Below are 25,907 nucleotides of genomic sequence, written 5' to 3' on the forward strand. Positions count from 1 at the left end.
TCAGTTTATTCGAACAGTGTCCTCAGATTGATAATCGGGCGTCTAGCAGCTTTTTTGTGATCGCCGCCTGTGGATGATCAAACACATCCTCAACTTTGCCGTGCTCAACAATTTTGCCGTGGTCCATCACCATCACCCGGTCTGTGACCGCCCGCACCACATCCAAATCATGGCTGATGAACAAATAAGCCATGCCATATTTCTCCTGCAGATCATGCAACAAGGCCAACACGTCACCCCGGATCGACACATCAAGGGCGGAAACCGGCTCATCCAAAATCATCAATTTCGGCTTCAGCACCATGGCGCGGGCGATAGCCAAACGCTGGCGCTGACCGCCGGAAAAAGCGTGGGGATAGCGATGCAGCATGTCGATGGATAAGCCAACGCGCTGCACGGCCTCATGCACGCGCTCTTGCTTTTGGGCCGCTGACAGCTCCGGCATCAAATGCAACGGTTCCAGCAAGGCGTCCTGCATCCGCATGCGCGGGTCAAAGCTGCCAAACGGGTCTTGAAACACCATGGAGATTTCGCGCCGGGCCGCCACTGGAATGGGGCCAACGCCATGACCAAAGCGGTGCCCGTCAAACTGCACACTGCCGCCTTGCGCTGGGTCTAACCCTGCCACCATGCGCGACAGAGAAGTTTTGCCACAACCGGACGGCCCCACTAGCCCCAGCGTTTCACCGCTATGCAGCGCGAAACTGACCTGATCGACTGCTGTGGTGATATCGGGGGACTGCCAGAAATAGCGCTTTTGCTTGAACTGCCGGGTCAGCCCGTCAATCTCAAGCAACGGCACGCGTTGCGCCGGGCGTTTGAATTCGGGCCGTTTTGTCGGCTTTGCCGCGGCAACAAGGCGTTTCGTGTAAGGCTGTTGCGGATTTCTCAAAATGGCCTGACTGTCACCATGCTCCACCAATTTGCCTTTTTCCAGCACATAGATCTGATCGCAAAGCGCGGCCACGGCGCCGAGATCGTGGCTGATAAACAGCAGGCCCATTTGCCGGGCGCTGGCGATCCGCTTGATCAAATCGATCACACCGCGCTGGGTGATCATATCCAGGGCCGAGGTCGGCTCGTCAGCGATCAATAGCTCCGGCTCACCCGCCAGCGCCATGGCCAACCCGACCCGTTGGCGCTGGCCACCTGAAAGCTCGTGCGGATAGCGCCGGTGCATGTCGGCGCGCAAATCCACTTCTTCCAGCAACTGGCCAATATGGGCTTTGGTGTTGAGGTCGGGGCGATGAAGCGCCAGCACTTCACCAATCTGATCGCCAATGCGCATCAACGGGTTCAGCGCCGTCATGGGTTCTTGAAACACCATGCCGATCTGTGCCCCGCGATAGGGGAAAGGCAAATCCTCACCTAACTGCGTTGCATCGATCTTTGCAGCTTGGCCAAAATTCAATTGGAGCGCGCCCGAGGCTTCTGCGCTCTCAGGCAGCAAATTCATCAGGCTGAGCGCGGTGAGGCTTTTGCCCGATCCACTTTCTCCCACAAGCCCGACACGCGCCCCGGCTTCAATCTGCACATTGATGTTGGACAAAACCTCCCGATCGCCAAAACGAATGGAGAGATGATCAAGACTAGCCAGCGACATTGATGCCTCCGGCTTTGCTCAATTTCGGGTCCATCTGGTCACGCAACCCATCGCCCATCAGATTGAGCGCCATCACAAAGATGATGATGGTGAGGCCCGGCCACACCGCTTGCATCGGATAGGCCAGGAAAAAGCTCTGCGCCTCCTTCAACATGAGGCCAAGGCTGGTTTCCGGCGGCTGGGTGCCAAGGCCGATATAGGAAAGCCCGGCTTCGGCCAGAATGCCCAAAGACAATTGGATGGTCGCTTGCACAATCAACAGGCTCAAAATGTTGGGCAACACATGCCGCACTGAAATCTGCCACACTTTCAGGCCCGACAGGCGTGCCGCGTCCACATAGTCGAGCGTCCAGATGGAGAGGGCACCACCGCGTGCCACCCGCGCAAATACGGGGATATTGAAAATGCCAATGGCGATCATGGCATTGATGGCGCTGGGACCAAACAGGGTGGTTATGATGATCGCGGTGATGATGGCGGGAAAGGCGAACACAAAATCGTTGAGCCGCAGGATCAATCGCTCCAACCATCCGCCATGCCCAGCGGCCAACAGGCCGAGCGGCACGCCGACCACCATGCCGATGCCCACCGCCAAAACCGCCACCCGCAAACTGGTGAGCGCCCCCGCCATCAACATGGAAAAAATGTCGCGGCCGAAAAAGTCCGTGCCAATCACATGTTGAAGTGACGGCGAACCAAAGCGGGCGGCGATGTTGACGCCATTGGTGGGGTGCGGTGTCCACACGAGCGACAGGAGAGCCAGCACGATCAGAACGGCGCTCAGCACAAAGCCAATGGCAAAGCTGGGGTGTCGGAAATTGCTGGCAAATTGCTTAAACACGCGCATCAGTTGCCCGCCCGTTTTTTCAAGCGCGGATCAACCAGCGCATAAAGCAAATCCACCAGAAACATGATGATGACGACCAGGCCGACCAGCACCAGCAATGCGCTGCGCACCACAAATAGATCGCGGGCGGAAATGGCGGTGAAAATCAACCGGCCAAGACCGGGCAGGTAAAACACATTTTCAACAATGATGGTGCCGGCGATCAAAAAGGCGAATTGCAGGCCCATAATGGTCATCACTGGCAAGAGGGCATTGCGGACCCCGTGTCGCCAAAGGGCCTGATTTTTGCTTAAGCCCTTGGCGCGGGCGGTGCGGATAAAGTCCTGCCGTGCCACATCCACCAGCGAGGTGCGCATCACCCGCGCCAAAATCGCCGCTTGCGGCAAGGCGAGGGCAATGGTCGGCAGGATCAAGGCGCGGAAGGCGGCGGTCGGGTTTTCGGCCCAGGGCACAAACCCGCCGGGCGGCAGCCATTTGAGTGTCACCGCAAACACAACCACCAACAGCATGGCAAACCAGAAGTTGGGGATCGCGATACCAATCTGCGCCAAGCCCATCAGGCCCGCATCGCCAAACTTGCCTTGATTCTGTGCAGCAAAAATCCCCAAGGGCAAACCAATCAGCGTGGACAGCAGCAGTGCGCCAAAGGCGAGCGGCAGACTAAGCTGCATGCGCTCGAGGATCAACTCAGCGATAGGGGCACGCTGGCTGGCGCTCATCCCCAAATCGCCAGTGAATAGGCCCATGAGCCATTGGCCAAATCGCACAAATGCAGGCTGGTCCAGCCCCAATTGCTGGCGCAGGGCGTTCAACGCCTCGTCGGATGCATTGATACCCAGCATGAACCGCGCCGGATCACCGGGCAGCACATCCAGCAGAAAAAAAATGAGCGCCGCAGCGACCAGCAAGGTCAGTGCGACACCCAATAATCTTTGTATCAAATAGCCAACCATGGGCGTATCGGGCTGATTTTGCCCAGCTTTGTCAAGCGCAACTTATCCGGGGTCGATCAGTCGGCCCATTTCACCTGAGTCAGATCATTGCCCTCAACCGGTGAGTTCGGCCACATGCCGGAAAGGCGCGCATCCCACACCCCGGTTTTGGCCAGCTGGAACAAATACCCATTCACCGCATCTTCAGCGAGAATCTTTTGGGCCTCCTGCGCCAATTCCTTGCGGCGGGCTTCGTCTGTGGAGACGTTGAGTTCCTCAATCAGTTTTTGGAAATCTGCATTGTCATATTGGAAATAATAGTCCGGATTGGCGTAAATCCCGATATCAAAAGGCTCCACATGGCTGACAATGGTCAGATCATAATCCTTTTTGGTGAACACATCTTCCAGCCATTGTGCCCATTCCACATTGATCAGTTCCAGCTCAATGCCAATCTCACGCAATTGCGCAGCCAAGATTTGGCCGCCGCGACGCGCATAAGTTGGCGGTGGCAATTTCAAGGTGGCTTTAAAGCCATTCTCATAACCTGCTGCCGCCAGCAATTCTTTCGCCTTCGCCACATCGTGTGGATAGGTGTCGAGCAAATCCACATAATAGGGATGGTGTGGCGCAAAATGGGTGCCGATTGGCGTGCCATAACCAAACATCGCCCCATCAATGATCGCTTGACGATCAATCACATGGGCAATGGCCTGACGCACGCGCAAATCATTGAACGGTTCGGCCTTATTGTTGGTGGCCAAGATGGTCTCACCTTCTGTGGAGCCAACCACCACATCAAAGCGCGGATCGGCTTCAAAAATCTCAAGCGTTTCTGGTGCAGGGAAATTCGCAAAGCCATCCAACTCGCCCGCAAGCATCGCATTTTGCGCCGCATTCGGATCTGAAATAAAGGTGAAGATCGCCCGGTCCAGATAAACGTCATTGCCGACATAATCCGGGTTCTTTTCCAAAATCACCTTGGAGCCTTGTTGCCAATCCACAAATTTGAAGGGACCGGTGCCAACAGGGTTGGTCTGATTGGTCTCAGCGCTTTCCGGCGCCACAATCACCGCATCGCCGCGGCCCAGATTGAACAGGAAATTCCCTTGCGGGCTGGCAATCTCGATAGCGATTTTGTTCGGCGCCATCACTTCAACCTTGGTGATGGGGGCAAAAATGCCCTTTTGCGCATTCACACTGTCCTCAGCGCGGGCGCGATCCAGGCTAAATTTCACGTCCTCCGCATCAAAGCTGGTACCATCATGGAAGGTCACACCTTCTTTCAACGTAAATTCATAACGCGTGCCATCCTCAGAAATGGTCCAGTCGGTCGCCAAGGAAGGTTGCACGGCACCATTCTGGTCAATGCGTGTGAGGCCCTCAAACAGATTGGCATAAACCACCTCATCAATCGCAGCGGCCGCCCCTGCTGTAGGGTCAAGGTGAGGTGGCTCCAGCACCAACCCAAGACGAAGTTCATCAGCCAGCGTGGTTGAGGAAAACAAGGTTGCGGCCAAAAGGCCCGCAAGGTGAAGCGCAGAATTTTTCACGGATATTCGCTCCCATAGATTTTTCTTATCTTTATAGGAGAAGCGGGCAATCTGAAAAGGGAGCGCGCGAAATATTTATTTGACCATACGGTGAACAGCGCCAAGCAGTTTAGCGATTATGGCCCTGCAAGCGACCGCCCAGAATGGCGGGAATCAAGCCAATGCTGACAATCAATAAGGCGGGTACAGCGGCGGATTCGAAATTCTCGAGGCTAGCTTCTGCATAGACAAAGGTTGCCAGCGTTTCCAGCCCGATGGGCCGCAACAACAAGGTGGCGGGCAGCTCTTTGATGCACTCGACAAACACCAGCGTCATCGCCGCCACCAGGGCAGGGCGCAATGTGGGCAGGTCGATCTCGATCAGCGTGCGCCATTTGTTGGCCCCGAGGATATGGCTGGCGTCGAGCAGGTTAAGGCCGCGTTTCTTCATCGCCGCCTCGATATTGTTGTGGCTGACGGTCAAAAAGCGCACCGTATAGGCATAAAGAATGGCGAAAGGTGAGCCCGACAGGATCAGACCGACGGTGGTGCCCCAGATGGCACGGGTGCCGTCATTGATCAGTCCATCCAAAAAGCCAAGCGGCACCAGAATGCCGATGGCCAGAATGGTGCCGGGCACCGCATAACCAAAGGTGGCGAGGAAAGACCAGCCGCCGCGCCCATCGCGATTGACCATTTGTCGGGCCGTAAAATAGCCGATGGCCACACACAATAACGCGCCGCCAGCGGCCAGCAGGATGGTGTTGACAAAAGCGGGCCAGATGGATTCTTGCAGGGCCCCCCGCATCACCCGAACGATCGAGGTGGAGAGCAATTCAAGTACCGGGACACCAAAGCCCAAAAACACAACACCTGAGCAGAATGCAGTGACCATCAAGCCGGCCGGCAGGCTGAGTTTGATCAGTGAAGGGGGCACGCGGGAATCGCGCCGGGTGAGATAATCACGTTTGCGGCGGGCATATTGCTCCAGCCAGATCAGCGTGCCGATCAAAAGGATGGCTGTGAGCGCCAGTTGCGCCGCACCGGGCAGGTTGGAGCGGTTCAGCCAGGTGGTATAAACAATCTTGGTGATGGTGTTGACGCCGAAAAATTCCACCGCGCCCACATCATTGAGCACTTCCATCAAGGCCAAGGTTACCCCCACAATCAAAGCGGGTCGCGACAGGGGCAGAATGATCGCAAAGAAGGTGCGCCAGGCGTTGGCCCCAAGCGCACGGCTGGCAGCCACAAGCGCGCCGGACTGCATGAGGAAAAAGGCACGGCAACTCAAATAGACATAGGGATAAAGCACGAGGCTCATCACAATGGCAGCGCCATCAAGGGTTTGAATATCGGGAAACCAATAGTCGCGCACCAGTTCGGCACCGGTGATGCTGCGCACCAAGGTTTGCACCGGCCCGGAAAACTCCATCACCTCCACCCAGGCATAGGCCGAAATATAGGTGGGAATGGCCAGCGGCAGAATAAACGCCCACTGGAAGAATTTGCGTCCCGGAAACTCAAACGAGGACACTAGCCACGCGCTGAGCAACCCAACAATCGCTGTAAACACGCCGACAAACAAAAGCAGCAACCCGGTTTCGACCAAGGCGACCGGCAGCATGCGAGAGAAAAGACCGCCCTCAAGACTAAAGCGCCCCAGGGCCAGAAAAGCGAGCGCAAGAACGGGAAGGGCCATCAAAAATATGATGAATCCCTGAACGAAAGAAAGGCGCGAAACCGCGCCTTTCCAAAACTCAATTCTGTTTTGACCTATATTTGCGATAGGACAACCCCGTCTTAGTTTTGTGGGCCTTCGTCGAATTTAACTTCGTCGACCAACTTGCTGGCTTCATCACGTTTATCAGCGATTTCAGACAATGCAAGATCATCCGCTTTCAATTCGCCCCAGCTTGCCACAAGGTCGGACGCTTCAACACCAGGCAACACAGGGAATTCAAAGTTGGATTCCGCGTAGATAGACTGTGCTTCTTCAGACAGCAAGAAGTCGATGAATTTCTGACCGGCTTCAGCGTTTGGCGCATGTTTGGCCAACACAACACCTGAGATGTTCACGTGTGTCTTGCTTTGCTCGGCATCCGGATACACCAAGCGAACAGAAGCCGCCCAATCTTTTTGCTCTGGCTCAGTCTCGTTGGTCAGCATTTTACCCATATAATAAGTGTTGCCGATGGCAATGTCGCATTCGCCAGAATAAATGGCTTTAACCTGAGCGCGGTCGTTCCCTGTTGGTTTGCGGGCAAGATTGTCACGCACATCTTCGAGCCATTCTTTGGTGGCTTCTTCGCCATTATTGGCGATTTGGCTGGCGATCAGGCCGATGGAATAAACGTGCTGGCCAGAGCGTGTACACACGCGGCCCTTCCATTTTGGATCGGCCAAGTCAGCGTAAGAAAGATTTTCTTCTTCAACGCGGTCCTTAGACACATAGAAAACGCGTGCGCGCAGAGACAAAGCGGCCCAGGCGCCGTCTGGATCCACATATTGCTGAGGAATGTCGGCGGTGATTTCTTGTGGAATAGGCTGCCAAACACCAGCTTGTTTCGCGGCGTCCAAACGGCCAATATCAACGGTCAGCAACACGTCGGCCGGAGAATTTTCACCTTCTGAAACCACACGGTCCACAAGACCTTGTTTAGCAAACAAAACATTGGTTTTGATGCCGGTCTCTGCTTCAAAGGCATCGGTCAATGGCTTAAGCAGCTCAGGCTGACGATAGCTATAAACATTGATCTCCTCTGCATAGGCAGAGGCGGTGCCTGTAAGGGCTACGCCGAGTGTGGCAAGAAGAAGTGTCTTTTTCATTTTTTCGCTCCTGTTTTTCCGGGGTTAAGGCCCGTCGGTTGCGGTGGTTTTGCGCAAATGGTGCGTGAAAGTCAATCAAGCGATAGACCCTGAAAACGCCGAAAAATAGGCGTGTTTTAAAACCATTCTAAACTGGAGGCAAAAAGTCCATATTTTCCGGTTTGGACAGAAAACCGCATGCGCTTTGGGGTGTGGCGGTATGTCGCACCCGACCTAGCGTTGCTGAGTGGTTTTTTGCACGCGATGGCCGGGAATCCGTAGTGCCATCATCATGCCATGCTCGCCCAGCGGGTCGAGCGTGAGGCCAAAGGCATTGGCCTTTGCCAAAGACCGGGTGAGGGAAAGCCCCACAGCAGAGCTGGCTGTGGTGCCTGCGTCTTTGCTGTTTTCCCCATTATGGTGAAACACCGCGAACTTCTCGCTCCGGTCAACTTGGTTACTGCCATTGTCACGCACATGCACGGATACATCGCCATTATCTTCATGAATCGCGCTGACAATCACATTGCTGCCCGGTGGGCTGAGCGTTACCGCGCTGGCCAGCAAATTCATAATCGTTTGGCTCAACAGCTTTTGATCAGCTTCAACCAGATATTGGGCATCAGGAATGGCGCTGCGCACGAACACTTGCTGGGCGTTGGCCTGATTGCGAATTTTGCTGATACACACAGTCAGAAGATCACCCAGATCAATTTCCGCGGTTTCCAACTCATAGGTGCCATCGCGATAGCGACTTAGATCGTCCAGTTCGCCCACGACCCGTTCAAGCCGACGCGTCGCCAACTGGATGTCTCTAATATATTCTTTGTACCGGTCATTGCCGATAGGTCCATAGGCTTCTTCAACCATCAAGCTATTGAAGCCCGAAATCGTGGCGAGGGGACGCCGCACTTCGCGGCTGATCAACGGCAGAAGGTCGGCTTCGGCGCCCGTGTCCTCAGCGGTATCGCCAACTGGAGGCTCGGTGTTTTGCACTTCCGCTACAAGGCCAATCAATTGAAAATCATCACCAGGCGCCAAGGGATGGCGCAGAAAATGGATGTTGCAATGGGCCGCACCTGCAAATAGATGCACATCTGCCTCTTGCTTGGTGCCTGCCAGCAAGCCGAAATAGGCCGATCGGCTGTCCGCATCAATATATTCCATCAAGGTGCGATCCAGCATAAGCTCGCGACTTGGTCCAATAAGCGCCTCTGCTTCGGCCGAAGCATCAATTACATGCCCGCGATTGTCGAGCACAAGCAATCCCTTTTTCTGCGCTGTCGCAAGTCGCGTCAACAACTCAAGATCGAGGGCCGCAACCTGAGGGTCCTCATCCAAAAGGGCTGCATCATTCTGATCTTCATCGCCGTTGGCAAAACCGTCGGGCAGTTCTATCGGCTCTTGCCGCTCATCTTCTCGGGCGGTGAGCATGTAGGCAGATTTGCCTTGCCAGGTGGTCGTTTGCAAACGGGCTACGACGGCAATGTCGGTTCCATCCTTGCGCAACAGTTTGGTGACAGGCCCAACAGAACCATCACCGTCATCGGCGCGCGGAAAGATTTGGTCAAATCCAGCCTGCCGCAATTCGGTGCTGGTTTTATACCCTGCCAGCTCCGCCATGGCACGATTGGCAAACAACAGTTCCTGGTCGCGGAACAGCAAGATTCCCAAGGGCAAGCGGTTAAGCACCAGTGTCTCGTCGCTCAGGGCCACCAAAGCCCCGGAAATCGACGTATCTGACTTCTTTACGTCTCCAGGGCGCGCAGGGGCGATCGAGCGTGTACCTTGCCGGGGCGTGCGGCTTGGATTGGCCGGGGCGTCCATCGCGTTCTCAGGGATGCCATTGGCGTTCAGTTGTGCGGCGGCCTCGCTTTCGCTGGCCGGGGACCGGTCCAAAGAAACGGATGACGGTTTAGACGATGTCGAACGCGTCTCCGCCATATCATTGTCCTCGGCCTCACGTGCCGCCGCCGTTTCGTCCGGCCCCACCCGTTCGCGCAAGACGCGCGACAATTCCTCGAAATTGTAGCGGGCACTGGGGTCATCTGTCAGTCGGTCTTGCGACGAGGCCTTTTCAGATTTGATGGGCTCGGCCACGCTTGTTTCACCAGATGATTGATCGGTCAGCGCCACATTTGCGGACGCTGGCGGCTCGGCGGCGCTGGTCAGCTTATGTTTGGCCCGGATGATCCACAATTGCGGCGCCTTCGGCGCGTCTTGTGACGCATCCGTTTGATCAGACGGGCGTTCATCCTCAGCATCCGCCGTCAAATCATCTTCCATGTCATCGGCTTCGATGGAGGTGAGGCGTTCAGCTGATTCACTTAAGCCTGTGTTGGCTTGATAGAGATGATCGATTAATTCGGTCAAATCATGCGGCAATGCCTCATCATCAGACTCAAGTGCATCGTCGGGCAGTTCGCTTTCATCACGGTCTTCAGATGGCGATGCCCGAGAGTCCAGTTCAGTGGTGACCTCTTCAGCCGCCGTGTCGTCCTCTTGATAAAGACTGTCGGCGGGCGAGTGCCCTTGCCCATGCTCTGCCTCCGGGGCATCCCCGTCCAACTGATCCAGCAGACCATCTGCGGGCGCCGCATCGACGGTCGAGCTGTCTAAAGATGCGGATAGCGCATCGGCACCCATGTCCGCCAAATCCTGCAGCAAGCCAGGTTCAAACACCAGCATGCGTGCCCGCGCCGAAATATCGAATTGATCGGTAGCTGCCTGCTCCAGCAGGTCTAAAGCAATTTCCGATATGATTGGTGGCTCATTGTCCCCTTGCGGCACGCCGGCTCCAGCGACAACCTCGTGATTGTCGTCAACCACCACATAATCCAGCTCAGGCGTGAACATTTGCGCGCTGGCCGCCAAGTCATAGGCTTCGCCGCTAAATAGTTTCGGATCAATTGTGTCGGTTGAGATCACCAACAATCCCGTCAAATGATCATCAATCAGCGGAATGCAGCTACAGGTGGAGGAAACCGGCTTTTTGCCGATTTGAAAGCGCATCCGGGAAAGGCTGGCGCGGCCATGCGTGCCCAAGCGGATCAGCCGATTGATCTGTCCGCGCAGCGGCACGGGATCCGGCAGCAGTTTGACCCGTTTCTTCTTGGCTTTGGTGCGAAACAAGCGGGCCGCAAGGTTGCGCCACAGCAGGCGCGTGCCATCTTCATCCCAAAACCAGACGGGTCTGGGATCCAAAGTGTAGCTCAGGACCCGTTGGCCGATTTCGCTATGTACCCAATGTGAACGCATATACTTTCATCACCTTGCCAAGGCAGATTACCAGCTTTGCTGGAAAAATTTACGTTTTCTTAATATAATCAATAGCTCCAGCCGTCTAGCTTTGGGCCCCGGTGTGCGCCAAAAGACCTTTTTCATGGTTAAGATGGAAAAGTGCAATTTTTTTTGAAAGAGCGGCTTTTGCCCTCTTGCCAATTCAAATGTTCGGCCCTATGTTCGCGCGCACAAACAACGTGCCGCCTTAGCTCAGTTGGTTAGAGCGCTAGATTGTGGATCTAGAGGTCCCCCGTTCGATCCGGGGAGGCGGTACCATTCTCCCCGAACTTGTTTAATTACCCTACTTGGATATGCGAAGGTCGCTGAGCTGATCTGCGATGGCCAAGAATACACCCTCAAGTTCATCCGGGTCGGATGGGAAATAGGCCCGGCTGTCTCCTGATGCACAATCAGTCAGCATTGCGCCATTGGACGATCCTGCTGAAACCCCCAGACCAATCGTATAGACTTCAATGCCGTCAGCCTTTGCATTGGTGCATACCTGCAAGGTGCGACGGTTCATTTCATCGCGAATCTGCCGGGAGTTCGAATTCAGATCCCCCATACGCTCGTTGTAATGGAACCCATACATCGAATAATAGTAGGTGTTGTTGAATTTGTCACCAGACGGATAGGCAGTATTCTGTCCGTCAGTCATCACAATCATCACCTTGCTGGTGCCCCGGCCATAGTCATCGCCTTCAGAGAAGGGCGGCTGAGGTGAAAGCACACGCAATCCCCACATGGCACCCATGTGGATATTCGTGCCGCCTTCAGCATCCATCGATTTGATGCTTTTTTTGACATCTTTCATATCGTTGGTCAGCGGAATGACGGGGTCAACAGTGCAACTCCCGTTCGGAGATTTATAGCCAAGTTTTTTTGGCTTTGCCCCATCATATTTGCAAATACGTTCTTGGCGTTCGCGCAGACTAAGCGACTCGAATTTGGTTGCATCGCACCATTGCACATAGATGGTTCCCCGCTTTGAACCGCCCCAGTGCGAACTTTGCTTTGTGATGGTTTTATCTTCACAAGTGCAGGTGTTGTTTGGCATGCGATCATAGCCATACGTGGGGAAGTGATGGCTCTCCCATCCACTAGGATTGCGGTTTCTTCCGTTCCAATACCTATAACGGCATTCACCTATGACTTCTGTGGGACAAGATGGAGGGTTATCCTCAAGATAGTCAAACCGGTATCTGGTGTCATCCGGCGTGTCGGGCTGGAACAGGGGCACGATGTAAGTGTCCCCATCGGCCATTGTGGTGCCCTTATCATACACGTCCAGCCGTTCAGCAAAAGGAAGTGACTTATTGTGTGGGCGCGCCTCAACGCAGCCTGCCCAATCCACATCGGGCATAGCGTCATAAAGATCGAAACGACTCAATCTTTGCGCAGGATCCGAGATGTCATGGCCGGTCGACTCATCATCATCATCATCGAAATTGTCCCAGCTGATGGATGATACCCCCGCGGTATCCATCCAGCCTGAATAGCGGTTTGAAGGATCCACCTTGACCATGTCGGCAAAGGGGACAAGACCGAAAAACACCTTTTCCGGTTTGTCCTGATATTCAGAAATAACGTCAACTGCCAATGCAGCAGCTTCGCGCAAGCGCTTTATCTTTGTGCCGCGCATTGATCCTGAATTGTCCAGCACCAGTGAGACTTCCAGCCGGTTTCGGGCGCGGGTGGCCTCTGCCTCAATCAGCGCTTCCATCTTATCGATGCCGATAAACCTAACAAAAAAGGTCGGTCGGCTAATGCGGGCACTGAGAAACAAGCTACCAGCTTCTTTGTCGATCTCCGGGTCCAGCATGGTGGCCGTTACACTAGGGTTCGCGATGGCCTCATCAAGAAGCTTTGCTGCCGCATCTTTGATTGCAGCTTTACTATGGGTGTGGATTTTGGGTTGCAGGGCCAGGGCCGCGGCATCCAACGATATTTGCGCTGTCGCCCGGCTTTGCTGGATGTTCACAAAGTCGACAGCGGAGCCACCCGTGGCGATCAGGACAATCGTCATCACGCCAAATATGACGGCGAAAGCGCCGGATTCATCGCGATGAAATCGCTTTAGCAGCTTGGCAAGTAACAACATGTGGCTCACAAGTCATTCGAGTAAAGTTGATGAATTGTGGGCCAAAAAAGTAAACTAAATCACAATAACTTTGGCCCCAATTGAGGCGCGTTGATATAAATCGATAATATCATCATTGGTGAGCCGGATGCAGCCAGATGAAACCTTGCGGCCAATAGACCAGGGCGCGGTGGTGCCGTGCAGCCGATAAAGCGTGTTGCCGATATATAGGGCCCGGGCGCCCAGCGGATTATTGATGCCACCGGGCATAAAGGCAGGCAATTCAGGCTGGCGCTTGCGCATTTCGGCCGGTGGGGTCCAGCTGGGCCATTCCCGTTTCGCCGTAATCCGGTGCGTACCGCTCCATTCAAATCCTTCGCGCGCCACCCCGATGCCATAACGCATGGCGCGACCTTGCCCCAAGATCAAATAGAGATATCGCGCCGTTGTGTCGACAATGATTGTGCCCTTCGCTTCTTGTGAATTGTAGGGCACAACTTGCCGCAAATATTGTGGATGCTGCCCATATTTATTGCGCACCTGCAACTGATGTTGCGGCGTGCCGGTGGTCACACTCATGCCAGCAGGTGGCGCCACATAAATGGTTTGGCCAAAGCTGTTTTTGGTTTTTACCAGCCCATTGTCTGCCCAAGCCGTCGATCCGCCAACTAGGGCCAAAATCGTGACAATGCCCGTCAGCAAAATTTTCAACTTAAAAAGGGAATTACGCATAACAAATCACCCCGCCACAAGAATGTGGGTCCACTAAAATTTAAGCCAAATAATAACGGCTGACGCCAAATAAAGCGTGAAGTGAGATGGTATATAGAGGCTGAAAAAACAGAGTTTATGGGGTGTTAAGCAGAATGGTTAACGACTAACACATCTCAGATAAAGGCGGTGTCGATCAGGTCGTCATCCATAAACCGATCATCAAGATCATCTTCTTGACGCACTTTTTTCAATATGTCTGACATGGATTGCTGACCAACGCGCCCAGATTGCAACGACTGGCGCAGGGCCGTCTCTAAGTCCGTAGCATTGATTGGCTTGGCCACAACTTGATCTGCGCCAAGATGAAGCGCACGTTCAATATTTTCGCGATTGCGATAGGCAGACATTACGATCACGGGAATCGTGTGGGCCGGACCAAACCGCCGGTCACGGATGACACCAAGCATTCCTGCACCAGAGATTTCCGGCATATACCAGTCAACAATCAGCGCGTCATATGCATTGCTGTGCAATCGCAGCAGTGCCTCGGCACCGCTATCAGCTTCATCGATATTGTGGAAACCGATTTGCTTGAGATTGGCAATCGCCAAACTGCGTGCATACTGATTATCGTCAACAATCAGCAGTCTGAGATCCCGCAAGGCTGTATTAGAGTGGTCTGACAATTTATTTAACCTGTCAGTTTATGAATTAGCGCTCAAATTGATGAGTGGGAATTTAAATCAATTTTTTCAGAAAGCAACGCAAAAAATGGTGAGCAATGAAAATGTTACTCCCGACGCGAAACCCCGCTGTTTCTGGTGTGGGGATGACCCACAATATATTCATTATCATGATAGTGAATGGGGCTATCCGGTCGATGACGATCGGCGCTTGTTTGAAAAGGTTTGTCTGGAGGGATTTCAGTCCGGCCTGTCCTGGCTGACCATTTTGCGCAAACGCGAAAATTTCCGTGCTGCCTTTGACAATTTCGATATTGAGAAGGTTGCCCGATATGATGAGCGCGATGTGGATCGCCTGTTGGCCGACAAGGGCATTGTGCGCCACAAGGGCAAAATCGCTGCCACCATCAATAATGCCCAGCGTGCCATTGAATTGCGGGACGAGTTTGGCACATTGGCGGCCTATTTCTGGCAATTTGAACCGACACAAGACGAGCGGCCTGACGTGAAAGACGAGGCCACCTTGCGCAAACTTGCCCAGACCGAAGCATCGCAGAAACTGGCCAAGGATATGAAAAAGCGCGGCTGGAAATTCTTCGGCCCTACCACCGCTTATGCCTTCATGCAGGCTATGGGGTTGGTGAATGACCATACCGAAGATTGCTTCGCCCACCAGAAGGCCGAGGAAGCCCGAAAATCATTTGCACCGCCACAGCCTAAATAGGCCAAATTTTAGGCCTTTGACTTGTGCGATAGGGCATGATCGTTTAACTAGCGACGCGCATGGTGTTTTTTCCCGCCATGCGCATCAACCGAAACCGAAAAACTAGGTATGATCATGGCCAAAAAAGCAAAGCGTTTAACGCCCATTTTGCCGCGCGGATTCGTAGACCGCGACCCCGATGAAATCATAGCGGTGGATGCCATGATCCATCGGATCAAAGCTGTTTACGAACGCTATGGTTTTGATCCACTTGAAACGCCAATGTTTGAATATACCGAAAGCCTCGGCAAGTTTTTGCCGGATACGGATCGGCCAAATGCGGGCGTGTTCTCCTTGCAGGATGATGATGAGCAATGGATGAGCCTGCGCTATGATCTCACCGCGCCATTGGCCCGTTATTTCGCGCAGAATTTTGAAACCCTGCCCAAGCCTTTCCGTTCCTATCGCCAAGGCTATGTGTTCCGCAACGAAAAGCCGGGGCCGGGGCGCTTCCGCCAATTTATGCAGTTTGATGCCGATAGCGTTGGCGCGCCAGACCCGGCGGCAGATGCCGAAATGTGCATGATGATGGCCGACGTGATGGATGAGTTGGGCCTGTCCGGCAAATTCGTGGTGCGCGTCAACAACCGCAAAGTGTTGGATGGTGTGCTAGCAGCTGCCGGTTTGGCCGATGATGCCGAGACGTCCCTGATTGTGTTGCGCGCGATCGATAAGATGGATCGCTTGGGCGTTGATGGCGTGAAGCTGCTGCTGGGCGAGGGCCGCGAAGATGAAAGCGGCGACTTTACCAAAGGCGCGGGCCTGAATGGCGACCAGATCGACCGCATTCTCGCCTATGTGACTGCGGATGCAGATAGCGAAACATTGTTTGATGTGCTGGCCGAGCAGGTGGGCGACAATGAGCAGGGCCAACAAGGCGTGGCTGAACTCAAAGAAATGCAGGCGCTATTCGATGCGGCTGGCTATAGCCGCGATAAGGTAAAGATCGATCCGTCTGTTGTACGTGGCCTCGAATATTATACCGGGCCCGTTTTTGAAGCCGAGCTGACCTTTCCGGTGACCAACGAAAAGGGCCAGACTGTGATCTTTGGTTCTGTTGGCGGTGGTGGCCGTTATGATGGTCTGGTCAGCCGTTTCCGTGCGGAAGCGGTGCCAGCGACCGGATTCTCCATTGGCGTCAGCCGTCTGGCTCATGCCTTGCAACTTGTCGGCGAACTGGGCGACAAAGAGCGCTTTGGCCCCGTGGTTGTGCTGATCATGGATAAGGACGAGATCGCCAATTATCAGAAAATGGTCGCCGAATTGCGGGCCGCTGGCGTGCGGGCCGAGCTTTATCTGGGCCAGTCCAAAAATATGGGCAAGCAGATGAAATATGCGGACCGCCGCAATGCACCTGCTGTGGTGATTGAAGGCTCGGAAGAGCGGGCGGCTGGCGAAGTGCAGGTGAAAGATCTGGTGGCGGGCAAAATCGCCTCCAAAGACATCACCGATAATGCTGAATGGCGCGCCGCGCGCCCGGCACAGGTCAGCGTGAAGCGCGATCAGCTTGTTGAGCACATCAAATCGCTGGTGACACAAAACGAAACGCCGGATGCGGCGAACTGATATGGCTTTTACTCAAGCGGAATTGCAGCAAAAGCGTGAGGCGCTGGAAGCCAACCTCCGGCAACGAGCAGAAATGACCGCGCCGGACATTTTGCAAAAAGCCGATTTGTTTTTCGATTTGGCGGGCGAGGATATCGGCCGTCGGTTGTTGCTGACCACCGGTGCTGACGGCACGGATTATTGCCTGCGGCCAGACTTTACCCTGCCGATTGCCGCCTCCTATATCGAGAAATATCCTGAGTTCGAGCCAAAATCTTATGGCTATCTCGGCCCGGTCTTCCGGCAACGGGACAATGGTCCCGCCGAGTTTGATCAAGCCGGTCTGGAGTTTCTTGCCGCTGAAAATGGCGATCAGGCTTTTGAGCAATGCCTGGCCTTTGCCATCGAAACCGCTGCGCTCTATGGCGAAGAAAAACCGCGCCTGCATCTGGGTGCAGTTGATCTGTTTGAAGCACTGCTCGATCAGATCGAACTGCCGGATGTGTGGCGCCCGCGTGTGCGCGACCGGTTTGGCCATGATGCGGCCATGGGGCGGTTGTTAGACCGTCTGTTCGCCCCGGAAGATCAACAGGATCAGCCTGAACTGCCAAACGATTTTGACGGCGCCAAAGCCAAAATCCTCGAAATGATGGAAGAGGCCGGTTTGTCTCAATATACCGGCCGCACGGCTGAGGAAATTGCGGAACGCTATCTGGAAAAGCGGCAATTGGCTGAAGCGCCGGTTTCTGCCACCACAGTGCGCACTTTGCGCGAGTTTTTGTCGATCACGGGCCGCGCCCATGAGCAGGTGTTCCGCATCAGTGCACTGGCGCAAAAGGTTGGGATCAATCTTGACCCGCAATTGGAGCGGTTGAGTGCACGGCTGACCAAACTCAAGGCAGACGCACCGCATATTGAGGTCGAGTTTGACGCAGGCTTTTCGCCGCGCCTCGATTATTACACGGGACATGTATTTGAGCTGACTTCGCACCTGACAGGGGATGTATTGGTCTCTGGCGGGCAATATGACCGGCTGTTGCAGCGTCTCGGCGCGCAAAAACCCGTAACCGCGATTGGCTGCGCCATCTGGGTGGATCGGCTGGAGCAGGGAGGCGCACGATGAGTTCTATTCTTTTGGCCATTCCGTCTAAAGGGCGGTTGGAAGAGGCAACGCGCGAGGTTTTTGCTGACCTAGGGATGCCCATTGAGCGCCCGGGCGGCGCGCGCTCTTATTTGGGCGAAATGGCTGCCATGCCTGACGTGACCGTGCGGTTCCTTTCTGCCAGCGAGATCGCCCGCGAACTGATTGCTGGCAATATCGATCTGGGCGTCACCGGCGAAGATCTGGTGCATGAGGCGGCAGAGCGTGGCATTGAGCAGGTGGAACTAGCCAAGCCCTTGGGTTTTGGCGGAGCCGACGTTGTGGTGGGGCTGCCGGAAAGCTGGGTCGATGTGACCGCCATGCGCGATTTGGCGGATGTGGCCTCGGATTATCGCCACCGCCACGGCCAATGGCTGCGTGTGGCCACGAAATATATCAACCTGACCCGCAAGCATTTCGCGCTGCACGGCATTGCTGAATATCGCATTGTGCAATCCATGGGCGCGACGGAGGCAGCACCCGCGTCTGGCGCTGCCGAGTTGATTGTGGATATCACCTCGTCCGGATCCACACTGAAAGCCAATCAGTTGAAGGTCCCAAAAGATGGGGTGATTTTGAAATCAGAAGCCAATTTGGTGGTGGCCCGCAATGCCCAGTGGGATAAGGAAAAACTCAATCTGATGCGGGACTTTCTCGACAAAATGGAAAAGGGCCTCGGCGAAAAAATCACCGAAACCCTTTGAGATGACAAGGAGCGTAATTGATTAGTCTTTGTCGACAGCAAAGGCGCCTGGCCCATGCAGCCAAATGTACAAATAGCCGCCGGCCATCGCCAGGTTTTTCATGAAACTGGTCATTTGCGCTTGGTCTGCAGGCTGGAAGTGCGCCATAAAACCACTGGCCACGCAGAACACGGCCAACAAAAGTGCTGCAATACGCGCTTTGAAACCCACCAGAACAGCCAAGCCAGCGATCACTTCAAAAAGGCCGACCAGATAGACGCTCAAGCCAGGCACCGGAATGCCCAAAGCTTCAAAATAGCCTGCTGTTGCAGCAGCCGCTGTAAGTTTAGAAAAACCTGCCATGATAAAAATCAATGACATCAAAATGCGCGCCACAAGTGGCGTTACTTTATTTACCCCGTCCATAATTCTCTCCGTTTTTTGACGTAGCGCTCAAGTTAAGGGTCCTGCAATATAATACAATACACCAAAAACAGTACAACTTGTTCAATATTTGTATACAGTGCTGAGCGTGCATTTTGTCTGGTCCTGCAGTGCGCAGGGCGGCATAATGCAGCCAACCAACCGAAACGAGACCTTCTATGGAATTTGAAATAACCTTGCTGGTGATGATGGCCGGCGTCGGCTTTGTCGCTGGCTTTATGGATGCAATTGCAGGGGGTGGTGGGCTGCTCAGTGTGCCCGCCTTGCTGTTTGCCGGTTTGCCGCCGGTGGGGGCGCTGGCAACCAACAAGATGCAATCGGTGGTCGGCGCCATTGTGGCGGCGACGACCTATGCCCGCAAAGGTTTTGTCGATTTCAAACAATTGGGGGTGGCGATCATCTCCACCTTTATCGGTGCTGTGATTGGGGCTTTTGCGGCCACGCGCATGGACGCAGATTTTCTTTTGCTGCTGGTACCGATTTTGCTGATCGGCGTGGCGGCATATTTCCTCCTGTCCCCTCGCTTGTCAGATGATGCCCGCGCTGAACGGTTGAGCTTCACCCTGTTCGCGCCGCTTATGGGCTTCATTATCGGGTTCTATGATGGGATTTTTGGCCCCGGTACAGGTTCTTTTTTCACTGCGGGTTTTGTCACGCTGTTTGGCTTTGGCATCACGCGGGCGGTCGGGTCCACCAAGGTACTCAATGCCACGTCAAATGCAGCAGCTTTGATGTTTTTCATTTTTGCGGGGGAAGTGATCTGGATCATCGGCGCCGCCATGATAGTCGGCCAGATTGGTGGCGGATATCTTGGGGCGATAACCGGGATGCGTTTTGGGGCGCGTTTAATCAAACCCCTTATCGTGATCATTTCGATCGCGATGGCGCTGCGCCTACTCTGGCCACAGCTTATTGTTTTATTGAATGGTGGTAATGGCTTGTAACTTTTGCTTAATCTGGCATTAATCAACATGGTTCATATTGCGTTAAGGGGGGCCGAGTTTGTCGGCTGGGAACATTGCAATAATGGAGGACCAAACCTGTGTCTCAAAACCAAGATCAGGTTTCGATTAATGAGCGACGCAAGATTATGGAGCTTGATGCGCAAGCGGCCGATCGCGTGGCGCTTGCCAAAACACATATTCTGAAACATCTGCCCGAAGCGCTGGATCGTTATGAAGATAAGCTTCGTGCCTCGGTGCCGAACTCTCCATTTGTGGCGCCAGAGGCGATGCAGCAGGCGCGAGTTCGTCAATCCAATCAGTGGGAGCGGATTGCCAGCGGAAAGTGGGACGAAGAATTCTTGCGAGCAGGCCGTGAAGTTGGCCATGCCAATGCGGATAACGGGCTGGACCTGAAATATTATGTCTCAGGCTATGCCCTTGTTGTGGAAGATGTCATCAAAGGCGTGATGACAGAGATGCTGCATGCACAGACAAGCCGCAAGGGACCCTTTGGCCTGGCGGGGAAAGCAGATCACGCCCAAATCCAGCAGACAGCGCAAACGGTAAGCGATCTTGTTAAAGTCTTGATGTTGGACATGGAACTGGCCATCAGCTCCTATGTCTATCAAACGCGGCAAGAAACTGAGGCGGTAAATGCTGAAATGCAAAGCGTGCTCTCGGCTGCGGTCAATGGAGATTTCGGTCAGCGCATTGATCTGGCCGTGCAAGATGAAAATCTGAACGCCCTTATTCACAGCACCAACCAGTTGATGACAGAAATGGGTGATCGCCTGGAAGAGGCCGATGACGCGCTCTTCTCCATGGCCAATGCAGATTTGACCCATCGGATTGAGGGGCAGCGTACTGGGGCCTTCGCACGCTTGCAAAGCAATATAAATGCGGTTTCAGATCAATTGTCTGAGCTGGTAGGGAAAATTCAAACCACGTCAGGTTCGCTCAAATCAGCTACCGGCGAAATTTTGTCGGGTGCCAATGATTTGGCTGAACGCAGCAACCGCCAAGCGGCGGCGATTCAGCAAACGACAGCGACCGTCAAAAATATGTCTGAAGCTGTGGCGGACAACACCAAACAGTCGCGCGAAGCCATGCAACAAGCTGACGATGTGCGCCGCACGGCAGAAGAGGGCGGCGAAGTGATGAACAATGCCAGTCAGGCCATGGAACGCATCACCGAGTCGTCCAACAAAATCTCCAACATTATCGGGTTGATTGACGATATCGCCTTTCAGACCAATTTGCTGGCGCTAAACGCCTCGGTGGAAGCGGCACGCGCCGGAGAGGCGGGCAAAGGATTTGCCGTTGTCGCGGTGGAAGTGCGCCGATTGGCACAAAGCGCTGCTGAGGCCTCCAATGAGGTGAAGGCACTGATTGAACAATCTGCCCATGAGGTGACCGACGGCACCAAGCTGGTGCATCGCGCAGCCGAAAGCCTTAACGCCATGCTGGAAGCCGCGCGCAAAAACAATGAACTGATGGAATCCGTCGCGAAAAATAGTGAAGAACAATCCAGCGCCATTCGTGAAATCTCAACCGCGATCTCGCAAATCGAGGAGATGACACAACACAATTCATCGCTGGTGGAGCAAACCAATGCGGCGATCGAGCAAACCGAGAGCCGGTCTCAGGAGTTGGACAATATGGTGGATGTGTTCAAACTCACCACGGGGCATGAACATATGATGTCGCGCCGCGCAAGTTAAGCGCTCTCAAACAGGTTACAATAAAAAGGGGCGATCCGAAGATCGCCCCTAATGCTTTGTAGCGTTGGGAGGATGGCTTAGAAGCCCATGCCGCCCATGCCGCCCATACCACCCATGTCAGGTGCTGCTGGTGCGGAACCTTCCTTTTGTGGAATTTCAGCAACCATAGCTTCAGTAGTGACCAACAGGCCAGCAACGGAAGCAGCGTCCTGAACGGCAGTGCGCACAACTTTAACAGGGTCAACAATGCCCATTTCGATCATGTCGCCATATTCGCCAGTTTGCGCGTTGTAGCCATAGGTTTCGCTGCTGTTTTCAAGGATCTTGCCCACAACAACTGAGCCTTCGCCACCTGCGTTCTGTACGATTTGGCGAATAGGCGCTTGCAGCGCACGCTGAACGATTTTGATACCAGCTTCCTGGTCGGCGTTTTCGCCTTTAACAGAAAGTTTGGCAGATGCGCGAAGCAATGCAACGCCACCACCGGCAACAATGCCTTCTTCAACCGCAGCACGTGTTGCGTTCAACGCATCGTCCACACGGTCTTTACGCTCTTTCACTTCAACTTCTGTCGCGCCGCCAACTTTGATCACAGCAACACCGCCGGCCAATTTCGCCAAACGCTCTTGCAGTTTCTCGCGGTCATAATCAGAAGATGTTTCTTCGATTTGCGCTTTAATCTGGCTTACGCGTGCTTCAATGTCGTCGTTTGAGCCAGCGCCATCAACGATGGTTGTGTTTTCTTTGGTGATGTCGACTTTCTTCGCAGTGCCGAGCATGTCCAAAGTCACATTTTCCAACTTGATGCCAAGATCTTCTGAAATCACTTGACCACCGGTCAATACAGCAATGTCTTCCAACATTGCTTTGCGACGATCGCCAAAGCCTGGTGCTTTAACAGCAGCCACTTTCAAGCCGCCGCGCAGACGGTTCACAACCAATGTGGCCAAAGCTTCGCCTTCAACATCTTCGGCGATGATCAACAATGGACGGTTGGACTGCACAACAGATTCCAGAATTGGCAGCATGGCTTGCAGATTGCTCAACTTCTTGTCGAACAACAAGATGTAAGGATCCTCAAGCTCGGCAACCATCTTTTCTGTATTGGTGCAGAAATATGGTGAGAGGTAACCACGGTCAAACTGCATGCCTTCAACAACATCCAGTTCTGTTTCCAAAGACTTGGCTTCTTCAACAGTGATCACGCCTTCATTGCCTACGCGCTGCATGGCTTCGGCAATATCCTGACCGATTTGACGCTCGCCATTGGCAGAGATGGTACCCACTTGAGCAACTTCATCAGAAGTGGAGATTTTCTTGGCGCTCTTGGCCAATTTCTCAACAACTTCAGCAACAGCCAAATCAATGCCGCGCTTCAAATCCATTGGATTGAGGCCCGCGGCCACAACTTTCGCGCCTTCATTTACGATAGACTGCGCCAACACAGTTGATGTTGTTGTGCCGTCGCCAGCAATATCGTTGGTTTTGGAGGCAACAGTGCGCACCATTTGGGCGCCCATATTCTCGAACTTGTCTTCTAGATCAATTTCTTTAGCAACGGTTACGCCATCTTTGGTGATGCGTGGTGCGCCGAAAGACTTCTCGATCACAACGTTACGGCCTTTAGGGCCTAGGGTCACTTTAACAGCATTCGCGAGAATGTTGACGCCCTTGAGCATCTTATCGCGCGCTTCGGTGGAGAATTTTACTTCCTTAGCAGACATTATGTTTGCTCCTTAGAAACTTATTTTTGGGGAACGCTACAAAGGCTGAGATTAGCCTTCGATAACGCCCATGATGTCGCTTTCTTTCATGATCAACAGGTCTTCGCCGTCGATCTTGACTTCAGTGCCTGACCATTTGCCAAACAGAACGCGGTCATCAGCTTTCACATCAGGTGTGATGTGCTTGCCATCTTCGTCGCGCGCGCCTGGGCCAACAGCAACCACAACGCCTTCAGAAGGCTTTTCTTTCGCAGTATCAGGGATGATGATGCCGCCTGAAGTTTTTTCTTCAGAATCGACACGACGAACGACTACGCGGTCGTGAAGTGGACGGAAGCTCATGTTCGCTCCTTCAATTTCCATTAAATTGACGTTAATTCCGCTGCTATTAGCACTCTCATGAGGTGAGTGCTAAAAAGCATCGCACAGGAAATAGTGATCAGGGAGCTATGTGTCAAGAACGAGGGCGTGAAGTTTTTTCTTTTATTTTGTTTTTGGCCGAAAAATCGCAAAAACGAGCGGAAAAAGCACAACAAACGCGGCGCGCCAGGATTGCCTTTGCGCTCAACTAACGCTAAGCCTTCAGCGAATTTTCGCGAGGGTAGATGGGAATCCATGTCAGTGCAAGTTGAATCATCACAAATGGCTGCAGGCTGGAGTGCGCCCAAGCTGACAATCGTTGTGCCCACCTTTAATGAGCGCGGCAATATCGAGCTTTTGGTTGAAAAACTTGAGGCCGTTTTTCCAACAACGCCCTTCGAAATAATATTTGTTGATGACAACAGCCCTGATGGCACTGCAGAGCTTGCCAAAGATATTGGCAAGAAAAAGCCATGGGTTAAATGCATCAAGCGGATTGGCCGCCGAGGGCTTTCCTCTGCCTGCGTTGAAGGCATTTCCGCCAGCAACGCGCCTTTTGTGGCAGTGATGGATGCGGACCATCAACATGATGAAACCGTGTTGCCGCAAATGCTGGCGATGGTTGAGGCCGACAAAGATCTCGTCTTGGCCTCACGTTTTCTGGATGGTCGGTCTGCGGGCGATGGACTGACCAAATTCCGCGAAACGGCGTCTAATGTAGCCAATTGGATCGCCAATCTGGTCACGGGAACGAAAATTACCGACCCCATGACCGGCTTCTTTATGCTCAAGCGTGAGAAATTTGAACAGGTCGCGCCTAAACTATCCGATGAGGGCTTTAAAATTCTGCTCGATATCATCGCCACAGCGCGCAATATGGGCAAGCCGCTTCAAATCGGTGAAGTGGGCTTCACTTTTCGCGCCCGCCACGACGGGGAAAGCAAGATGAGCCCGCTGATCGCTGTCCAGTTTTTCGGGCTTGCATTGTCTAAAATGACCGGTGGTTATCTGCCCTCGAGCTTCTTTTTGTTTGCCGCTGTGGGCGGGATTGGCGTTTTTGTGCATCTGCTCGCGCTTACCCTTGCCAGCGGGTGGCTTGGTTTTAATTTCACCAACGCCCAGCTTTTCGCCACCATTGTGGCCATGACGTCAAATTTCCACCACAATAACATGTTCACTTATGCGGATCGGCAGCTGCGTGGGCTGAATTATTGGAAGGGATTGCTGAGTTTTTATGCGGTCTGCGCCATTCCCGCCATTGCCAACGTATCGGTCGCGGCCTTTATCTTTGAACAAAACTCACTCTTCTATTTGGCCGCAATCGCCGGCATTATTATCAGTATCGTGTTCAACTATGCGATGACGCGCATCTTCACCTGGCGAGCTTAGGATAAAATGAAAGCAGGGGCACGCAATTCTCGTAAGTTGTTCGCATGGTCCGACCAAGCGTCTCCTTTCGCCAAATGGGTGCTCTGGCTGATCGTCTTGACCGCTATTTGGCGGATCTGGGCAGGATCGATGGTGGGCTTTGGCATCGGCGAATCTTACTATCTCGCGTCCGCCCGCGCTTTGCGCCTGTCATATTTCGATCAACCACCCCTGTTTTTATGGATATTGTGGGCAACCAACTTGATAGTGCCGGGCGAGGTGCCTGCACTGTTGCGCCTGCCGTTCATATTGATGTTCAGCCTGAGCACTTGGATCATCTACCGCATCGGTGAACGGGTTCAAAGCGCCCGCGCTGGCTGGCTGGCGGCATTGCTGTTCAACATATCATTGCTTTTTCAGCTTTCCATTGGCGGTTGGGCACAACCCGAAGCCCCGCTAATGCTGTTCTGGCTGCTCACTGTTTGGTTCTTGCTGGATATATTTGTCGAAGACCCAAAAGCACCTTTGATCAGCTGGGTCTGGGTCGGCCTTATGCTGGGTCTGACATTTCTGTCAAAATATCACGCTGTCTTCCTGATTTATGGTGCCGGTCTCTATACGCTGGTCGCGCCGGGCGCGCGCAAATGGATTGTGCATCCCGGTCCCTACATTGCTCTAGTGCTTGCGGCTCTTGTTGCCGCGCCCGTCCTGATCTGGAATATCCAGAATGATTTTA

General features: G+C 53.7%; 20 protein-coding genes, 1 tRNA gene and 1 pseudogene. 9 read left to right on the plus strand and 13 right to left on the minus strand.

Annotated features, from left to right (window positions below):
• Nucleotides 1-22: 22 nt before the first annotated feature.
• The 7 genes from L1I42_RS04500 to L1I42_RS04530 all read right to left on the minus strand — a co-directional run bounded on the left by L1I42_RS04500 (nucleotide 23) and on the right by L1I42_RS04530 (nucleotide 10,977).
• Entirely contained in the window at nucleotides 23-1,603 is a 1,581-nt protein-coding gene (locus L1I42_RS04500; RefSeq protein WP_236113291.1) for a dipeptide ABC transporter ATP-binding protein, read from the minus strand.
• Nucleotides 1,590-2,450, minus strand: coding sequence for an ABC transporter permease (locus tag L1I42_RS04505; RefSeq protein WP_236113292.1), 861 nt, complete (start codon nucleotides 2,448-2,450; stop codon nucleotides 1,590-1,592). The genes L1I42_RS04500 and L1I42_RS04505 overlap by 14 nt, the downstream gene beginning before the upstream one ends.
• Nucleotides 2,450-3,403 (minus strand): ABC transporter permease, encoded by a 954-nt coding sequence (locus tag L1I42_RS04510; protein ID WP_236113293.1) that lies wholly within the window; start codon nucleotides 3,401-3,403, stop codon nucleotides 2,450-2,452. The genes L1I42_RS04505 and L1I42_RS04510 overlap by 1 nt, the downstream gene beginning before the upstream one ends.
• Before the next feature lie 56 nt (nucleotides 3,404-3,459).
• Entirely contained in the window at nucleotides 3,460-4,941 is a 1,482-nt protein-coding gene (locus tag L1I42_RS04515; protein WP_439651487.1) for an ABC transporter substrate-binding protein, read from the minus strand.
• A 103-nt stretch (nucleotides 4,942-5,044) separates the two neighbouring features.
• Nucleotides 5,045-6,613 carry an ABC transporter permease gene (locus tag L1I42_RS04520; RefSeq protein ID WP_236113294.1) on the minus strand — a complete coding sequence of 523 codons (1,569 nt, stop codon included), beginning with the start codon at nucleotides 6,611-6,613 and terminating at the stop codon, nucleotides 5,045-5,047.
• A gap of 101 nt (nucleotides 6,614-6,714) precedes the next feature.
• On the minus strand, nucleotides 6,715-7,740 hold the full coding sequence (locus tag L1I42_RS04525) for an extracellular solute-binding protein (protein ID WP_236113295.1): 1,026 nt from the start codon (nucleotides 7,738-7,740) through the stop codon (nucleotides 6,715-6,717).
• A gap of 213 nt (nucleotides 7,741-7,953) precedes the next feature.
• Nucleotides 7,954-10,977 (minus strand): sensor histidine kinase, encoded by a 3,024-nt coding sequence (locus L1I42_RS04530; RefSeq protein ID WP_236113296.1) that lies wholly within the window; start codon nucleotides 10,975-10,977, stop codon nucleotides 7,954-7,956.
• Between the two features lie 223 nt (nucleotides 10,978-11,200).
• On the opposite strand from L1I42_RS04530, the gene L1I42_RS04535 reads away from it, so the two are divergent.
• Nucleotides 11,201-11,277 (plus strand) — tRNA-His (locus L1I42_RS04535).
• 25 nt (nucleotides 11,278-11,302) lie between these two features.
• On the opposite strand, the gene L1I42_RS04540 is transcribed toward L1I42_RS04535, so the two are convergent.
• The 3 genes from L1I42_RS04540 to L1I42_RS04550 form a co-directional block, all read right to left on the minus strand.
• Nucleotides 11,303-13,102, minus strand: coding sequence for a hypothetical protein (locus tag L1I42_RS04540; RefSeq protein WP_236113297.1), 1,800 nt, complete (start codon nucleotides 13,100-13,102; stop codon nucleotides 11,303-11,305).
• 54 nt (nucleotides 13,103-13,156) lie between these two features.
• Nucleotides 13,157-13,813, minus strand: a complete 657-nt coding sequence (locus tag L1I42_RS04545; RefSeq protein ID WP_236113298.1) for a L,D-transpeptidase — start codon at nucleotides 13,811-13,813, stop codon at nucleotides 13,157-13,159.
• Between the two features lie 155 nt (nucleotides 13,814-13,968).
• The gene (locus L1I42_RS04550) at nucleotides 13,969-14,481 is read right to left on the minus strand and encodes a response regulator (RefSeq protein ID WP_236113299.1); all 513 of its coding nucleotides are present in this window, start codon (nucleotides 14,479-14,481) and stop codon (nucleotides 13,969-13,971) included.
• An 85-nt stretch (nucleotides 14,482-14,566) separates the two neighbouring features.
• On the opposite strand from L1I42_RS04550, the gene L1I42_RS04555 reads away from it, so the two are divergent.
• From L1I42_RS04555 to hisG, 4 genes are all read left to right on the plus strand, one after another.
• Nucleotides 14,567-15,202, plus strand: coding sequence for a DNA-3-methyladenine glycosylase I (locus L1I42_RS04555; protein WP_236113300.1), 636 nt, complete (start codon nucleotides 14,567-14,569; stop codon nucleotides 15,200-15,202).
• A 114-nt stretch (nucleotides 15,203-15,316) separates the two neighbouring features.
• Complete coding sequence (hisS, locus tag L1I42_RS04560; protein ID WP_236113301.1) at nucleotides 15,317-16,807, plus strand: histidine--tRNA ligase; 1,491 nt, start codon at nucleotides 15,317-15,319, stop codon at nucleotides 16,805-16,807.
• A gap of 1 nt (nucleotide 16,808) precedes the next feature.
• A complete protein-coding gene (locus L1I42_RS04565; RefSeq protein ID WP_236113302.1) occupies nucleotides 16,809-17,909 on the plus strand; it encodes an ATP phosphoribosyltransferase regulatory subunit in 1,101 nt (366 codons plus the stop codon).
• Entirely contained in the window at nucleotides 17,906-18,631 is a 726-nt protein-coding gene (gene hisG, locus L1I42_RS04570) for an ATP phosphoribosyltransferase (protein ID WP_236113303.1), read from the plus strand. The genes L1I42_RS04565 and hisG overlap by 4 nt, the downstream gene beginning before the upstream one ends.
• A 21-nt stretch (nucleotides 18,632-18,652) precedes the next feature.
• Here hisG and L1I42_RS04575 read toward each other — a convergent pair whose 3' ends face one another.
• Nucleotides 18,653-19,036, minus strand: a complete 384-nt coding sequence (locus L1I42_RS04575; protein ID WP_236113304.1) for a DoxX family protein — start codon at nucleotides 19,034-19,036, stop codon at nucleotides 18,653-18,655.
• Between the two features lie 176 nt (nucleotides 19,037-19,212).
• Here L1I42_RS04575 and L1I42_RS04580 point away from each other — a divergent pair, with 176 nt between their 5' ends.
• Both L1I42_RS04580 and L1I42_RS16335 read left to right on the plus strand, forming a co-directional pair.
• Entirely contained in the window at nucleotides 19,213-19,998 is a 786-nt protein-coding gene (locus L1I42_RS04580; RefSeq protein ID WP_236113305.1) for a TSUP family transporter, read from the plus strand.
• 98 nt (nucleotides 19,999-20,096) lie between these two features.
• Entirely contained in the window at nucleotides 20,097-21,719 is a 1,623-nt protein-coding gene (locus L1I42_RS16335; protein ID WP_236113306.1) for a methyl-accepting chemotaxis protein, read from the plus strand.
• A gap of 77 nt (nucleotides 21,720-21,796) precedes the next feature.
• Here the strand turns inward: L1I42_RS16335 and groL are convergent, their stop codons facing one another.
• Together groL and L1I42_RS04595 are read right to left on the minus strand one after the other, a co-directional pair.
• A complete protein-coding gene (groL, locus tag L1I42_RS04590; protein WP_236113307.1) occupies nucleotides 21,797-23,443 on the minus strand; it encodes a chaperonin GroEL in 1,647 nt (548 codons plus the stop codon).
• A 51-nt stretch (nucleotides 23,444-23,494) separates the two neighbouring features.
• Nucleotides 23,495-23,785, minus strand: a complete 291-nt coding sequence (locus L1I42_RS04595; protein WP_236113308.1) for a co-chaperone GroES — start codon at nucleotides 23,783-23,785, stop codon at nucleotides 23,495-23,497.
• A gap of 273 nt (nucleotides 23,786-24,058) precedes the next feature.
• On the opposite strand from L1I42_RS04595, the gene L1I42_RS04600 reads away from it, so the two are divergent.
• Nucleotides 24,059-25,192, plus strand: a complete 1,134-nt coding sequence (locus L1I42_RS04600; RefSeq protein WP_236113309.1) for a glycosyltransferase — start codon at nucleotides 24,059-24,061, stop codon at nucleotides 25,190-25,192.
• 129 nt (nucleotides 25,193-25,321) lie between these two features.
• Nucleotides 25,322-25,876 (plus strand): annotated as a pseudogene (locus L1I42_RS16420) (glycosyltransferase family 39 protein); the annotation flags it as partial.
• Nucleotides 25,877-25,907 lie beyond the last annotated feature (31 nt).

This window comes from Maritalea mediterranea (genome assembly GCF_021568695.1).
Taxonomy (GTDB): Bacteria; Pseudomonadota; Alphaproteobacteria; order Rhizobiales; family Devosiaceae; genus Maritalea; species Maritalea mediterranea.